Source organism: Geosporobacter ferrireducens (genome assembly GCF_001750685.1).
Classification (GTDB): Bacteria; Bacillota; Clostridia; order Peptostreptococcales; family Thermotaleaceae; genus Geosporobacter; species Geosporobacter ferrireducens.
This window is the reverse complement of record NZ_CP017269.1, coordinates 5,529,480-5,545,090: the sequence shown is the minus strand read 5'-3', so window position 1 is coordinate 5,545,090 and position 15,611 is coordinate 5,529,480. Positions and strand designations below refer to the sequence as shown.

12 protein-coding genes are annotated in these 15,611 nt (G+C 33.9%); 3 read left to right on the top strand and 9 right to left on the bottom strand.

What is annotated here, in order from left to right; translation table 11 throughout:
* Positions 1-89 precede the first annotated feature (89 nt).
* From Gferi_RS25965 to Gferi_RS25930, 8 genes are all read right to left on the bottom strand, one after another.
* Positions 90-539: a chemotaxis protein CheW gene (locus Gferi_RS25965; protein WP_069981006.1), complete on the bottom strand. Its 450-nt coding sequence runs from the start codon at positions 537-539 to the stop codon at positions 90-92.
* A 198-nt stretch (positions 540-737) separates the two neighbouring features.
* Complete coding sequence (locus tag Gferi_RS25960; protein WP_069981005.1) at positions 738-920, bottom strand: DUF896 domain-containing protein; 183 nt, start codon at positions 918-920, stop codon at positions 738-740.
* Between the two features lie 115 nt (positions 921-1,035).
* Complete coding sequence (gene hutH / locus Gferi_RS25955; RefSeq protein ID WP_069981004.1) at positions 1,036-2,562, bottom strand: histidine ammonia-lyase; 1,527 nt, start codon at positions 2,560-2,562, stop codon at positions 1,036-1,038.
* A 184-nt stretch (positions 2,563-2,746) separates the two neighbouring features.
* Positions 2,747-4,645, bottom strand: coding sequence for a YgiQ family radical SAM protein (locus Gferi_RS25950; RefSeq protein WP_069981003.1), 1,899 nt, complete (start codon positions 4,643-4,645; stop codon positions 2,747-2,749).
* Between the two features lie 145 nt (positions 4,646-4,790).
* Positions 4,791-5,036: a YkuS family protein gene (locus Gferi_RS25945; protein ID WP_069981002.1), complete on the bottom strand. Its 246-nt coding sequence runs from the start codon at positions 5,034-5,036 to the stop codon at positions 4,791-4,793.
* Positions 5,037-5,111: 75 nt separating this feature from the next.
* On the bottom strand, positions 5,112-6,110 hold the full coding sequence (locus tag Gferi_RS25940) for a LacI family DNA-binding transcriptional regulator (RefSeq protein ID WP_069981001.1): 999 nt from the start codon (positions 6,108-6,110) through the stop codon (positions 5,112-5,114).
* A gap of 99 nt (positions 6,111-6,209) precedes the next feature.
* The gene (locus Gferi_RS25935; RefSeq protein WP_069981000.1) at positions 6,210-11,603 is read right to left on the bottom strand and encodes a diguanylate cyclase; all 5,394 of its coding nucleotides are present in this window, start codon (positions 11,601-11,603) and stop codon (positions 6,210-6,212) included.
* Positions 11,604-11,626: 23 nt separating this feature from the next.
* Positions 11,627-12,091, bottom strand: a complete 465-nt coding sequence (locus Gferi_RS25930; protein WP_069980999.1) for a MarR family winged helix-turn-helix transcriptional regulator — start codon at positions 12,089-12,091, stop codon at positions 11,627-11,629.
* Positions 12,092-12,213: 122 nt separating this feature from the next.
* Between Gferi_RS25930 and Gferi_RS25925 the strand changes: the two genes are divergently transcribed.
* The 3 genes from Gferi_RS25925 (at position 12,214) to Gferi_RS25915 (ending at position 14,434) form a co-directional block, all read left to right on the top strand.
* Positions 12,214-12,732: a TDE2712 family protein gene (locus Gferi_RS25925; protein WP_069980998.1), complete on the top strand. Its 519-nt coding sequence runs from the start codon at positions 12,214-12,216 to the stop codon at positions 12,730-12,732.
* A gap of 331 nt (positions 12,733-13,063) precedes the next feature.
* Positions 13,064-14,005, top strand: a complete 942-nt coding sequence (locus Gferi_RS25920) for a M23 family metallopeptidase (RefSeq protein WP_069980997.1) — start codon at positions 13,064-13,066, stop codon at positions 14,003-14,005.
* A 24-nt stretch (positions 14,006-14,029) separates the two neighbouring features.
* Positions 14,030-14,434: a bactofilin family protein gene (locus tag Gferi_RS25915; protein ID WP_069980996.1), complete on the top strand. Its 405-nt coding sequence runs from the start codon at positions 14,030-14,032 to the stop codon at positions 14,432-14,434.
* 51 nt (positions 14,435-14,485) lie between these two features.
* Here Gferi_RS25915 and Gferi_RS25910 read toward each other — a convergent pair whose 3' ends face one another.
* Positions 14,486-15,601, bottom strand: coding sequence for an alanine dehydrogenase (locus Gferi_RS25910; RefSeq protein WP_069980995.1), 1,116 nt, complete (start codon positions 15,599-15,601; stop codon positions 14,486-14,488).
* Positions 15,602-15,611 lie beyond the last annotated feature (10 nt).

The window sequence follows — 15,611 nt, the reverse complement described above, 5'->3', positions numbered from 1 at the left end:
TTTTCATTTACATATTACTTTCTTTTTCTTCGCTTTCGTTTAATTATAGAAGAAAAAAAACAAAAAAAGACGGTTTAATAGAAGTTTCTTTACATATTCTGAATTTTTTCTTTTTCATCTTCTGATAAAATATATTCTAAATCTAATAGCAAGATAATCCTGTCTGCAAGTTTTCCTACACCAATAATATACTTTTTCTCAATACCAGCTACCAGCTCAGGTGCAGGTTCAATATCTTCTTCGGTAATTCTAAGAACCTGTGAAGCTTCATCAACAATAAATCCTACTTGACGATTGTTAATATTAATAACAATAATTCTCGTATCAGAATTCACATCCCCTTCTGGCAGATTAAATCGCTTCTTCAGATTAATAATCGGTGTAATATCTCCTCTTAAATTAATAATTCCATCTACAAATCTCGGCGTATTCGGTACTTTTACACTTTCCTTATATTCACAAATTTCTTTTACATTTACAATTTCAACCCCATATTCTTCTTTTCCTAATCTAAAAATCACATATTGTTTTTCAGACATGAATATCCCTCCCCCATCTTTATGTACATATTGTTTAAAAATCTCTTATATTCTAAATAATATATTCTAGATATTCGACATTTTTCCTCTAATTATACCAGGACTTATACAAATATTTTTTATAAGCCCTTTCTCGAAATATATATCTTCTCCATTATGCTGCGATACAATAAAAGGGAAGAATAAAGTCATTCTTCCCTACTGTTCATCTTTATCGACTATTTTTATAGACTCCAATTGCTTTCTAAAATTCTCTCTAAAATTTTGTAAATATTCTTCTCGAAGTTTTTTTTGTTCTAGTTTTTCTGCCTCTGTAAGTCCTTCTTTTTTAGATTTATTGGCTAGAACGTTAATACGATCGATTTTTTCTTTAAATTCCACTCTTTTTCACTCCCTCTTTTTTCTATCTTATCGCACAAATTATATCGAATGAAATCCCCTCTGTCAAATCATTCAGCACATCTAATAAAAAAAGGGGGACTATGCCCCCGTGTTTCTACAATAATCTTCCTATCGCTTTTTCTACTGCTTCAACAACACGATGACTGGATACTAGTTCTGCACATTTCTGAATATCTATATACATTACCCGGTCCTCATGAAGTGTACTTACTTCCTTCCGGACTATGTCGTATGCAGCCTTTGTTCCCTTTCCAAGATGCTCTGCCTCTTTAAAGTCAATTGCTTGAGCTGCTGCCATCAGTTCTATGCCCAATACATTCATGGTATTAAAAAGTATATCTTTCGCCTTCCTGGCTGCAATGGTTCCCATACTAACATGATCCTCTTGATTTGCTGATGAGGGGATAGAATCTACACTGGCAGGATGTGCCAATACTTTGTTTTCTGATACCAAGGCAGCTGCCGCATACTGTGCAATCATAAAACCGGAATGAAGCCCGCCCTTTTCAGTTAAGAAGGCAGGAAGTCCGCTCAACTGCGGATTTACCAATCTCTCAATTCTTCTTTCAGATACATTGGCTAACTCAGCTATTGCGATACCTAGAAAGTCAAAAGCTAAAGCCAGCGGTTGCCCATGAAAATTGCCGCCAGAGATTACTTCTTTATCTTCTGCAAAAATTAATGGATTATCCGTTGCAGCATTGATCTCAATAAGTACTTTATTTTTCACATAGTCAATGGCATCTCTGCTGGCTCCATGAATCTGAGGTATACATCTAAGGGTATAAGGATCTTGTACGCGGATCTGTCCTTGTCGGGTAGTAGCCTTACTTCCATTTGTCAAATCTCTAATATTTGCAGCGGTGCTCAGCTGACCTCTATGTGGTCGTACTTCATGGACTCTATTGTCAAAAGCATCCGTTATCCCGTTTAATGCCTCTAAAGTCATGGCAGATGCGATATCTGAAAGCTTCATGGTCATTTCCGCATCATAAACAGTTAATGCACCTATTGCCGTCATAACCTGTGTACCATTTATTAATGCCAAACCTTCTTTAGAGGTTAAATGAATGCTATCTATTCCGGCTGCCTCCATTGCATCTTTACCCGATAAACGTGCGCCTTTATAGTAGGCTTCTCCTTCCCCCAGCATAACTAAAACCATATGGGATAAGGGTGCTAAATCACCACTAGCACCTAAAGAGCCTTTCTCCGGAATAATCGGATGAACACCTTTATTCAGCATTTCTATCAAAGTATTTAATGTATTTAAACGAATACCAGAAAAACCTTTTGATAAAGCATTCGCTCTTAGGAGCATGATTCCTCTTACAATTTCTTCAGATAGAGGATTGCCTACACCACAAGCATGACTGATAATTAGATTTCGCTGTAAATCCCTTGTCTCTTCTTTTGTAATTACTATATCACTAAATTTTCCAAATCCTGTAGTAATACCATAGACTACTTTTTCTTCTTCAATAAATTCATCAACAACTTTTCTTGCTTGATTTACCTTCTCTATCGCTTCCTCTTTTAATTCAACAGTATACCTATTTCTTGCAACATTGATCACATCTTCTATCGTAAGACTGTTACCGTCAATATACACCGTTTTCATCAACATCTCTCCTTTTATCATATAGTCTGTCTTGTTATATTATTCTTTATGATTTTAATTTTCCCTTCTGAATTTCAAAATATTTTTTAATGCTTCAAATTATTTTAGCAATTTATAATTGTATTATAATAAAGTGCTAATTGGATATAAAAACAGCCTAGATTATTCTTAGGCTGTCTTACTATTACTTTTTTTTACTTCTATTTTTATTTTTACTATTATTTCGATTTCTATCTTTACCTTTTTTCTTTTGATGCTTATCTGCTTTTACTTCTTCACGATCTTTTCCTAATGGCTTTATTAGTGCTTTTGATCCAAAACCAATCAAATCTTTTCTTCCGGCCAACATCAATGCCCTTTTAACCAATTCGTAATTTTTAGGATTTTTGAATTGTAATAGAGCTCGCTGCATTGCCTTTTCATTTCTATCTTTCGGTACATATACAGGCTTCATCGTTCTTGGATCAAGGCCTGTATAGAACATACAAGTAGATAGCGTTCCCGGTGTTGGGTAGAAATCTTGGACCTGCTCCGGATAGTAGCGTATATCTCTTAGATATTCTGCCATTTCAACTGCTGCCTTTAAATCACTTCCAGGATGGCTTGACATTAAATAAGGTACAATATATTGTTCTTTTCCTAGTTCCTTGTTAATCTTATAATATTTGTCTACAAATTTATCATAGATCTCTCTTCTTGGTTTGCCCATCAAATCCAGTACCTTAGGTGATATATGCTCTGGAGCAACCTTTAATTGCCCACTAATATGATGCTCACTTAGCTCTTTCAAAAAAGTATCTTTGGGATCTGCCATAATGTAATCATAGCGCAGCCCTGACCGAACAAAAACCTTTTTTACTCCCTTTATTTTTCTCAATTTTCTGAGTAGATCTAGATATTCACCATGATCAACCTTCAGATTACTACAGGGATTTGGATAGAGGCACTGCTTGTTTTTACAAGTACCTTCTTTTTTTTGTTTTTCACAAGCAATATTCCTGAAGTTTGCTGTTGGCCCTCCCACATCATGAATATATCCTTTAAAATCATCACTTCCAACGATTTTTTCCGCTTCATCAAGTATAGATGTGTGACTTCGGCTTTGGATTACCCTTCCCTGATGGAATGTTAATGCACAGAAAGAACAACTTCCAAAACATCCTCTTGAGCTGATAATGCTGTGCTTCACTTCTTCAATTGCAGGCACCCCTCCATCTTTCCGGTATGTCGGATGAACTTTTCTACTATAGGGCAAACCATAAATTCGGTCTAATTCTATTTCCGATAAAGCCATAGCAGGAGGATTTTGAACAATATAACTGTTTCCATGTGGTTGAACCAGCACTTTTCCTCTGATTGCATCTTGTTCTTCATATTGTACTTTAAAGGCCTTAGCGTAGGCAATTTTATCCTTTGCAATCGTTTCATAGCTTGGCAGCTCAATAAAATGATATAGATTTTCTTTACTTTCTATTTTATAACAAGTTCCTGCAATATGATGCATGTATTTAATATCCAATCCATTTTTTAAGCTGTCTGCGATCTCAAGAATTTGATGTTCTCCCATTCCAAATACTAATAGATCTGCTTCGCTGTCGAATAAAATTGATCTTCTAACCTTATCGCTCCAATAATCATAATGGGCAAACCGTCTTAAACTTGCCTCAATACCGCCAATAATAAGAGGTACACCTTTATATGCCTGCTTTGCCATATTACAATAAACGATGGTGGCACGATCCGGCCGTAAATTCATTTTACCTCCTGGTGAGTAATAATCTTTTTCCCGCCTGCGCTTACTCACTGTATAATGATTTACCATAGAATCAATATTGCCAGCAGTAATTAAAAATCCATATTTAGGTCTCCCCAATTTTTTAAAATCTTGTACATTTCTCCAATCCGGCTGAGCAATGATGCCTACTTTATACCCTGCTGCCTCTAAAGTTCTAGAAATCACAGCTGCTCCAAAGCTTGGATGATCAATATAAGCATCTCCGGTAATCACAATAAAATCAGCTCGTTCCCATCCCCGCTCTTTCATCTCTCTCATCGTAATAGGTAAAAATTCATTGTGTTCCATTCTTTTCACTCACTCTCATCTATAGAAACTATTCGTGTAACACGATTAATGTCTCAATCACATTATTCTCTTTTTCATTATAGGCTATCCCTATCGTAAAAACTACGAAAATCTTCAACAAAAAAGATCTCCTTAGGAGATCTTTTTAGCTAAGCCTATTTTTTATCTGCTTATAAACATCCTCTACATCCATACCCCTAGCATTAATTACAGGAGCCTTTGTACTTGTGTCATGAATACCCATAAAATTGCCATCCTGACCAGAAACTACTACAGCATCAAATCCATCTAAATTATTTTTTGCAGTGTCTAAATCAGTAACAGCAAATCCCTTTTCCTGAAGATAATTTCTTACATTTCCAAGAGATTTCTCTACAGCTACTTTTTTCATTTTTTCATACCTCCTATCAGTACAATCGTGCAATCTTATTATTCGTACTACAGGAGTAAAATATACTTATTATGCCTACTTACTACTATCTCTCAACACAAGTTCATGCGGTAGTATAACAACTTTGTCCTGAATTTCCTGTCCATTGATCAGTTTTATAATCATTCTCATCGCTACCGCACCAATATCATAGATTGGCTGCCGAATCGTAGTCAAGTTTGGTCGGTAAATAGAAGCAAGCTTAATATCATTAAATCCTACTACCGAAACATCCCCGGGAACTTTGTATCCATGATCTAATAAACAATTAATCGCCCCTATAGCCATTACGTCACTGGTCGCAAAAATGGCCGATGGCAACACTTTATCATCAATGAAACCTTTAACAATATCATAGGCTTTATCCAGCATAAAATTACCATATTGGACTAGCCTTTCATCAATGTTAATTCCACATTCATCCATTGCCTGCTTATATCCTTTATATTGGTCTAAACCAAAAGCATCACTATCCAGATTATTTCGAATCAATGCAATGGATCGATGTCCAGCATCTATAAGGTACTTAGTCATCTCATAGGCACCTTTATAGTTATCGATGGAAACAGATGGAATCTCTAATTGGCTGGTATTTCTATTGATCAAAACAATAGGGATCTCTTGATCAGCCAAATATTGTGTTAGTTTATCATTCAATCGCCAAGTCATGAAGACAATACCTTCAACTTGCTTCGCTCTTAATAGCTTTAAATACCGGAGTTCTTGTTCTAAATCTCCATAAGTATTACATAGTAAAATATCATAGCCGTACATCTTTCCTATTTCTTCAATACCATTTAGTATTTCTCCAATAAAGAAATTGGATATATCCGGAATAATTACACCGATTAATTGACTCTTTTTCATAACTAAACTTCTTGCAACAGGATTCGGCGTATACCCCGTCTCTTCAATAATCTGCAATACTTTTTGTCTTATTTCACTGCTTACTGGTTTAGAGTTATTAATAACTCTAGAAACCGTCGATATAGAAACCCCTGCCTTTTTTGCAACATCTTTAATCGTAACGTTCATGCACTCCACCTCTTTTTTATTAGTTCTCTTTCTAAGATATTAGGTTTATCGGTATTTTTTTCAGAATCTACAGTATTTTACTTACTTTAAATGATTCTATTATAAAATAGCTCCTATAATACTTGTGATAGCATTTACATAGTTAAACGTATTTGAATCAAATTCTCTTTCTTTTATCGATACACTCAGATATAGAATTCCTTTGTTTTTTCCATTGTTTATAATCGGTAAAAACATAACTGATTGCCAGTCTGGAGTCCCCGTAAAATCATCTATGCTAGGTATTGTTTCCCAATCTATAAAAAAATCTCCTGTATTAGATGCTATAATCTCTAACATCTTCATTTCATTTATTTCTATTTTCTCCAACCACTCATCTTTATACCTTTCTCTTGCATAACTTTTTTCTACTTGTTCATTTCGTGTAATAAATAAAGCTCCTTTTTTCGAATCCGTTATCTCTATGATTCTTCCAAGCAATTCATAAACCTTCTTATCTGTATCCCAATCGGTTTTTAGCAATTCAATAATCTCTACTACTACCTCTACTCTTCTATGATCTTGTGCCATATTTCCTGATATAATGCCAGCCAGTTTATCTACTTTCCTCCTAATATTGGCAATATTTTTATCCCATATTACGGTTCTATTTCTTCCTATTTCTTTTGCATGATACAAAGCCTGATCTGCTTTTTCGATTAATTCCTCCTCAAAATAACCGTGTTCAGGAAAAGTAGAAATTCCGCAACTGATCGTAACCGGATGCTTTTCACTCAACAAGTCTGTATTTTCTATCATTCTTCGGACTTTCTCCAATACAGATTTTGCATCTATTTTATTGGTGTTAGGCAAAAGAATAATGAATTCCTCTCCCCCATATCTACCTACTAAATCAATACTTCTAAGATTCTCCTTTATAATACACCCAATTCTTGATAATACTTCATCTCCTTTTCTATGTCCATATAAATCATTCACGGATTTAAATTTATCAATATCACACATAATCAAAGAAAACTCTGATTTATTCCCTCTAGCTTGCAATATTTCTTCCTTGAATTTTTGTTCGAAGTATTTTCGCATATATACATTTGTCAGTTTGTCAATAGAGGCCGTCATTTTTAAATGATAATTTTCAATGGAGAGACTCAGTAGGTTCGTTACCATACTGCACATTTTAAATGCATTCCTATCAAATTTGTTAAAAATTTTATCTGTATCTAAATAGATATATCCGTGTATTATTTTTTCTGGAAGTATTTCTTGATTCTTTCGTTTTTCTTCTGTGACTGGATAGCGATTTTCTTCATTTTTAAAAATCGGAATACATATTGCTGCTTGTGCATCACTTGGTAAAAAATCAAAGGTTTGATCAGCGCGATTATCAAATCTCGTCTTTATAAGAATACCATCCTGCTTTAATTTTACTCGATCCACCAGTGGATAAATATCTGGTAATTTTTGTGACGAATCAAGACTGACAATATTGCCGATACAATTATCTTGATCTACAATGATTACAAAACCTCTTTTTGCAAGTGTAATTTGAACACAATAGCTTAATATTGCTTGTATATTTTCAATATCATTCAAGGTAAGTATTTGAATCAGATCATGAATACTGGAAATCTTCTTTGAAAACAGTTCTTGATATTCCATCATGGCAGATTGTAAAAATTTTGTGTTGCTAAATAAACTTTGTAAATCTGAAAAATCAAAATAACTTTTTAAATCTTGTATATTACGCCAATCATCTGTATTTGCTGAATACTGCTTTCCATGATCCTCTGTTTCAATGATTCTACGTATGTTGTCTATCTGTTTTCTAAGCAGGAGCTTTTTCTTATCTTGATTTAAGTAAGACAGTTGGAAAGAGTGTGGCACCTTATTCGTTAATCTCCGTATGATGTCCAGACCGTTGATATAGCAATTGACAGCATTGTAGTACTCAAATAACCTAAAATATTCGTTTCCTAAAGACTGATAAACTCTCCACTTTATTTCCATAAATTCATCTGAGGAAATCTGTTTTAGTAAATTTTCGAAATATAAAACTTTATCTTTTTGAAAATAGCCCATCAAATAATGCCTTTTTATGCTTAGCATATTTGTATCGAACTGCAGCATAAATGTTTCATCCTTCTGAAGCAGTTCTCTAGCTTCTTCAAATTGTTCTACTTCTATATGATGCATTGCTTCTTCTAAAAGAATTGTTCGAATTTCCTTTGTAAGATTTTTATCTTGAAACTGCTCTGCATGTTTATGTACCCAGGAAGTATGACGGTTTATATTTTGATGTTTATACGTATTCAGTTGATAATCATAATATCCCGTTAGAAATTTAGTTATTTTATCTGCATTCTCTATAAATCCTTCAATACAGCCGATTTCACTTTTAGCAAGATTCATTTCACCAACTGCTGCATACCAGTTCGTCTTAAGTAACCTCAACTGAATCAAATCCTTGTGGCTTACATGCTCGTTATCATATTCACTTTCTGCCTTGAGTAAATAGTTATATGCCTTTGCATACTCAGTCATTTTTAGATTTACTTCTGATAGGTAGAGATAAATCCAGAATAATTCAGTGCAATCTTCGGTTTCTTCTGAAATCTGCAATGCTTTTACAAAATGGTTTTCAGCTTTCTTTAGACAATCTTCTATTAAATAGGTTTCTCCTATATTAAAATGATAGATGTTCGTTCCTACAATATAGTTATACTTTTGAGCCATTTGCAAAGCTTTCTTGTAGTATTTCCTTGCGAGTTTAGTATCTCGAACATTTTCAATGATTAAAACACCCATATTATTAATTGGCTTTATTGCATCCATGACATTATCTGATTTCATAAAATTTTCCATGCTTTGTATGAAATACATCATTGCATCATCATAAGCACCGTATAAATGATACAATTTACCTTTTTGATTTAAAAAATGTCCAATATAATGATCATTCTTATATTCATAACTTTTTACCAGAGATGACTCTACAATTTTTTTAAATTCAGACATATTTTTTTCAATAAAATAAATATTGCTTAAGATATAATATGCTTCTAATGAGCCTTCACTGTATTGAATTTCTTCAGCAATCTGCATCGCATGAGTGATTGTTGTTTTACTTTCATAAATCATTTTCTTATTTAGGTAGACTTCTGAGATTTTATTTTTAGCATCAACAATAGATTGCATTAATTTAAAGGATTTTGCAGACTGTATTGTTTGCTCATAAATTCTCAGAGCTTTTTCACTCTCGCCCATATAGAGATAGATATCTCCCATGGACAATAATACTTTTGTTTTTCTATAATCATCATCACATAAATTATATAATCCTAAAACCTTATTATAAAATTCGAGAGCTTGTGAATGGATACTCAAATCAACCATTTTTTGTGCAGATTGTATACAATAATCAATAGCTTTTTGTATATTTCCACACTTTGTAAGATGATGAATTAATTCATCCTTATTTTCTCTGCTCTCTTTGATATAATTATCTTCTAGAATTTTTGCTGCTTGTCTATGAAAAAAAATGCGTTTTTCGTCAGGAATTCTACTATAAACATAATTTTTTAACTGTCGATTATAGTAATCATAGGTAAAACCCCAGTCTTCCAACTTTTCACTTAGAATCTTCATTTCTACTAAATCAGTCAATAACAACTGAAGCGTGCTATCGTACAGAGGAAGCATATTCGAAATAATAGAAGAAGAAATAGAGGTATTGAATATAGAGATACATTTTAATACTTCTATCATATTATGATCAAAAGCATCCATCTGATGAATCAGGGCTTCATCAATGTTCGCAGGCAGCTGTAGGTCATATAAGTCGTCCACATTGGCTACCCAAAGGTCGTTTTGATTCACAGAAATAAGTCGTTGAATAAATAGATTCTTAACTACTTCTTCAATATATCGGGGATTTCCATCTGTTACATGCATAATACGGGTAGCTAACTGGATTGGTTTCCATGCCATGCCCAGAATGTTTTGGATAATAGATGCGGTTTCTTCTAAATTAAACTTTGTAAGTTGAATCTCTTCCGTCTTGATCATGGAGCGCCATCGGTAAATATGATTCAGTACATCACCATTATCTTCTTTTCTATAGGTTAGTATAAATAATAAAGGGATTGTTTTTTTTTGTTTCAGAAAAAAATCCACTAACTCCATTGTATTTATATCTGCATAATGAAAATTGTCGATCACAATCACAGTAGGGCGCGTTGCTGCACAATCGTTTATAAAATTACAGATACGATCATAAAGTCTGAGCTTCTCCTTTTCGCCTGCCAGAGAAGCTGAAGGTTTTATATCCCAGACACTGCTCATGCTGGGTATAATTTTTACCAATTCAGTACCGTATTTCTGTATGATCTCTTTATTGGCATGCTTCAGCATCTGCTTAATAATCTCTATAAAAGGCTTATACGGAGTTTTGCAAGGCTCTACAAATACGGAAGAATACGTATTGATATTCTTTAATCCTAACCTATAAATGATCTCCTTAATAAATCTACTTTTACCAATTCCATATTCTCCTTGAATCAAAATACATTCTTTCTTCAAAGAACTATATCGGAGCGTATCTACATTATTAAGAACAGCTTGAAGCTCATTTTCTCGATTTACTAACATTGTCTTAAAATTTAGCTTCTCATAATTATTCTTGTCATTTTTAAAATTTTCGGATATTATCGCTTCGAGATTAAGTTCCAGAAGAATCTCTGCAATACTTTTCGGCCTATCTACTTTCTCATAAGCGGTCATTTTTTTAATAATCTGCATGATCATATCTTCTGATTCCAGTTGTTCATTTTCGCTAACTCTGTTCCGGTTAAACTCTGAATCTGTATAGCTTAAACCACAATAAAAATAATATAATAGAACACCTAGAGAATAGATATCACTCGTTGCATCTATACTTGCTCCAAGCTGATATTCTGGTGATAAAAATTTATGATGGCACCCATCTATTCTTGTCCTAGTATATTCAATCTGCGTTATATGTGCTAAATCTGTAAGCTTTACGGCTAATTCGTTTTCGCTGCGATATATTTTAATATTCTCAGGGTTCAAATGTTTATAGGTAATACCACGGAAATGTAAATATTTTAGTACTTTACAAATCTTATAAATACATTCTAATCTTTCTTCTTTAGATAATTGGATATAGGGGAGTGTGATCGATCCAATATATTCTGTGGTATAGAAATATTGGCGCAAAGAAACTTCCTTATTATCAATGGTATGCATAAGACCAAAAGAATAATTTTGCATCATATGTCCATGTTCCAGTGAAGTTAAAAAAATAAACTGTTCTATATAGTATTTTATCCAAGAGCTTTCTGCATACTCAGGTTCAAATAGTCTTAGACATAGCGGCGATTTATTTTTTACAATGTCTGAAACGATATAATAACTAGAGCAGAAATCTCGCTGTAAGTCTTTTATAATTTTATATCTGCCATTGATAAGTTTCATATTCGATTCATCCTCGTCGATAATTATTCTTTTATAATGAACTCACATTCTGAACCTGTTCTTTGATGAATTGTATTTAATGCTTCAATGAGGATTTGTTTGTTCTCTGTGTTTAAATCATATAAAACTTCTTGCAAGTAAGCCCTTCTCGCATCTAATACTTCATCAATCAACTTATGCCCTTTTTCCAACACACGTATTCTGACAACTCGTCGATCTTTGATATCTTTTACTCGTTCCACCAATAAATTTTTTTCCATTCTATCCACTAAATCTGTAATCGTACTGCACGCAAGAAACATCTTTGTACTCAGTTCACTGATTGTTAATTCTCCATCTTTGATCATATGCAATAGTGCTTCAAATTGTGGAGGTGTAATCTCAAAGTCCGATAAAATTTCCCTACCCTTACGCTTTATTGATGTACTTACCCACCTCAATAGTCGCTCTAATTCTACTATTTCTACAGTAAAAGTCTCATTATACATATAAGCCTCCTGAATATTTTTCCATTTAGTCTAATTTATGCTATAATAGTAAAAGTGTAATTTATAATTTTCTTATGATTATTTATACTAATTATATAATTATTTGTATGGGAGGTAAACCTATGTCAAAAAAACTATCTTTCAATCTAAATGCTGTTGAAATTATGCACTTTTACTGGATTTCTGTGGCATCTAGAGAAAAGTTAAATGAAAAATTCATAACAGATATTGCATCTTCAGACGCTTTTCAACTAACTTTTAACGAAAATTTTACAAAAGAATCTGTTCGAAGATGCTTAAGTGCGATCTCTAATCGAGAACCCTTTACCGGAAATCCTACTGAAAGCAGATTCTATACCAGAAATCTCATGATCTTAGAATACTACGATACCCTTGAGGCAAAAATTAATGGTTTTAAGTCACTCAGTCTCAGTAATTTCTCTGAAGACACTATTGAAAACTTTGAAAAGTCAGACCTACTTAATCATGAGATTCTCGTTGTTCCAAATCCCTTTGACACAATGATAAAAGCAGATAACAAATTGATCATCAACTTTTTTAAATTTAATATGATTGATGACACCTTATCAGCAGAAGGTAAAAGCATTGAACAGTGGATTGTAGAAGGTATCAACCTATAAAAAGAGCGTCGACGACAGCAAAGCTGTCTGAGCACCTTCCTGAAGGCGGCAGGGGATTTCATCCCCTACAACCCCTTTTTTTATATAATAGAAAAGTAGAACTTTCCTAACTTATATAAAAAAAGGGAAACCTATGTTTCCCTTTTTTTAACATAGACATAAACTTTTTTACTTTAATCCTTTAAAGCTTCTACAAAAAATTGTTTTTTCCTGCCATTTTCTTTCAAATTATTCTTCTGAAAAAATATTTTTTCCAGTTTCTAAAAGGATTTTGGGAAATTATGTAGAAAATTTTTATTAAATGAATTGTTTTACTGGAGGTATTCCTCATATGAATTTATATAGAAAATTAAAAGATCTTCACAAAGAGTATATGACCTTTATGATTGTTCCACATAGCGGCAGTAATATTAAGCAATTTCATCTAAAGAAAACATTCTACTATTTATTCCTATCTATTTCAGCTGTCCTATGCACGTCGATCATCATTCTGACTGTCTCACTTATCCAATTAAATCACCGATTAGATGTTAATCTGAATAATCTTAAAAAGCTTCAGGCAATAAACAAGGATCAATCTTTAGAAATTGCTGATTTAAAAAATAAAACCAGCTTTGTTAACGAAAAACTGTCCATTCTAAATGATTTAGAAAACCAGGTACGTAGTTTAGTAGGATTAAAAGCTGCGGACAGTCAAAGTACAAAAAAGCCAATATCACGCTCAGCTCTACGATATGCTACAGGAGTTTATGAAGAAATAGAAGTCTCTGATGATCTATCTATGAATGAAAGTTTAGACATCCTTGCAACAGAGATGGATCAAAAAATGGAGAATTTAAGTGATCTTATTGATGACGTGAGTGACCAGTTAAAGGTTTTAGCTGCAACACCTGATAAAATGCCAACAGAAGGCCGTATTACTTCAAAGTTTGGTTATAGAAAATCCCCTCTTAATGGACGCCGGGAATTTCATTCTGGCCTAGATATTGCGAATAAACAAGGAACAGAGATTCTGGCAGCAGGAAACGGTATTATCACTTTTTCAGGATGGAATGCAGGATATGGCAATACAGTGATTATATCGCACGGCCACGGCTATCGGAGTGTATACGCCCACAATAAAGAAAATTTGGTAGAAGTCGGACAGCGTATACAGAAGGGTGATGTTATTGCAAAGATGGGAAGTACAGGGCGAAGTACCGGTTCACACCTGCATTTTGAAATACACTATAATGGTGAGCAGATAAATCCTGAGAAGGTTCTTAAACCATAAAATATAAGTTAAGGAGGTACAAAAATGTTTAAAAAAAATGATGTGATTCCATCAGAAAAAATCGATACGTTCGTAGGTAAGAACTCCAGCTTTGAAGGTGTTCTTCAGGCAGAAGGTACCATTCGGATTGATGGTGCTTTTAAAGGGGATCTACAAATCAAAGGAAATGTAATTATCGGAGAAGAAGGTAAAATAGTTGGAAATATTGATGCCCATAATATTATCCTCGCTGGAAGCGTAGAAGGAAATATCACGGCTTCTCATCAATTGAAAATTAATACAACTGGCAAGTTATACGGTGATATTCAAGTTTCTAGCTTTGTAGTAGAAGAAAAGGCTATTTTTGAAGGGACTTGTAAAATGAAGGATAGCCCTGTCCAAGATAAAAACATAATATCAATTAAAAACAATAAAACAGCCAAAGCATAAGCTAAATTATACTTTGGCTGTTTCATTGCTTTTAGATATGAATATACAATTTTAATCAATAGCCTTTTCTAAAGGCGTATATATCAATCCATAGTTTTCAGCTGCCTTTTTATTAATCAGCAGACCTTTATAAAAAATCAGACCTTTTCTAAATCCCAAATCACGCATTAGTACATTTTTTAAACCTTTTTGCGCAATTCTTTCTACATAAGGCAAAGTTACAGCAGTTAGTGAAGCAGTCGCAGTTTTCGGTACAATTCCGGGCAGATTCGGTATAGCACAATGGATTACATCCTCTATAACATAAGCTGCATGATCATGAGTGGTCGGTTTAGAGGTCTCGATGGTTCCACCTTGGTCACAAGCAACATCTATAATTACACTGCCCTTTTTCATTTTTCGAATCATATCGTTAGTGATAAGGTGATTTTTCTTATCTCCCATTAAGTCTATTGTATTAATGATTAAATCTGCGCGGAGGACTGCTGACATTAATGATTCTTCTGTTAATAAAAGATAAACAATTCGGTCACCATAAATATTTCTTACTTCTCTGAGCCGCCCTATTCCCCTGTTTAGCATCGTCACCCGGCATCCAATTCCTGCAGCAACTTCAGCTGCACCTACAGCAGCATTGCCTGCCCCCAAAATAAGAACCTCAACCGGAGGAATTCCAGGCATAGACGCTAATAAGGCCCCTACTCCGCCATTGACTGATTGCATCAGTTTTGCACCCATAAACACTGCCATCTTACCTGCAATCTCACTCATGGGCATCAATAAAGTTTTTTTTCCTTGTTGGTCTTCTACTGCCTCATAACCTAATGCGGTGACTTTCTTTTCCATGAACATTTTTGTAAGCAATTCATGTCGCTCCGGTAAAATATATGAAAATATAATATGATTAGGAGCTAGATATTCTAACTCCTCTTGTCCAGGGGGTTTTACCTTAACAACTAAATCTGAATGTACATACAAATCCTCTAAGTTATTCAATAAGACAGCTCCAGCCTTCTCATACATCTCATCTGTGATCCCACTGATCAAGCCTGCATTCCGTTGAACGTAGACTTTTTTTCCATAATAAACCAATCTTCTTACACCAACATCTGTCATTCCTACTCTGCCTTCTCCTGAAGCAGTCTCTTTCGGTACACCAATAATCATCTATCCTTCC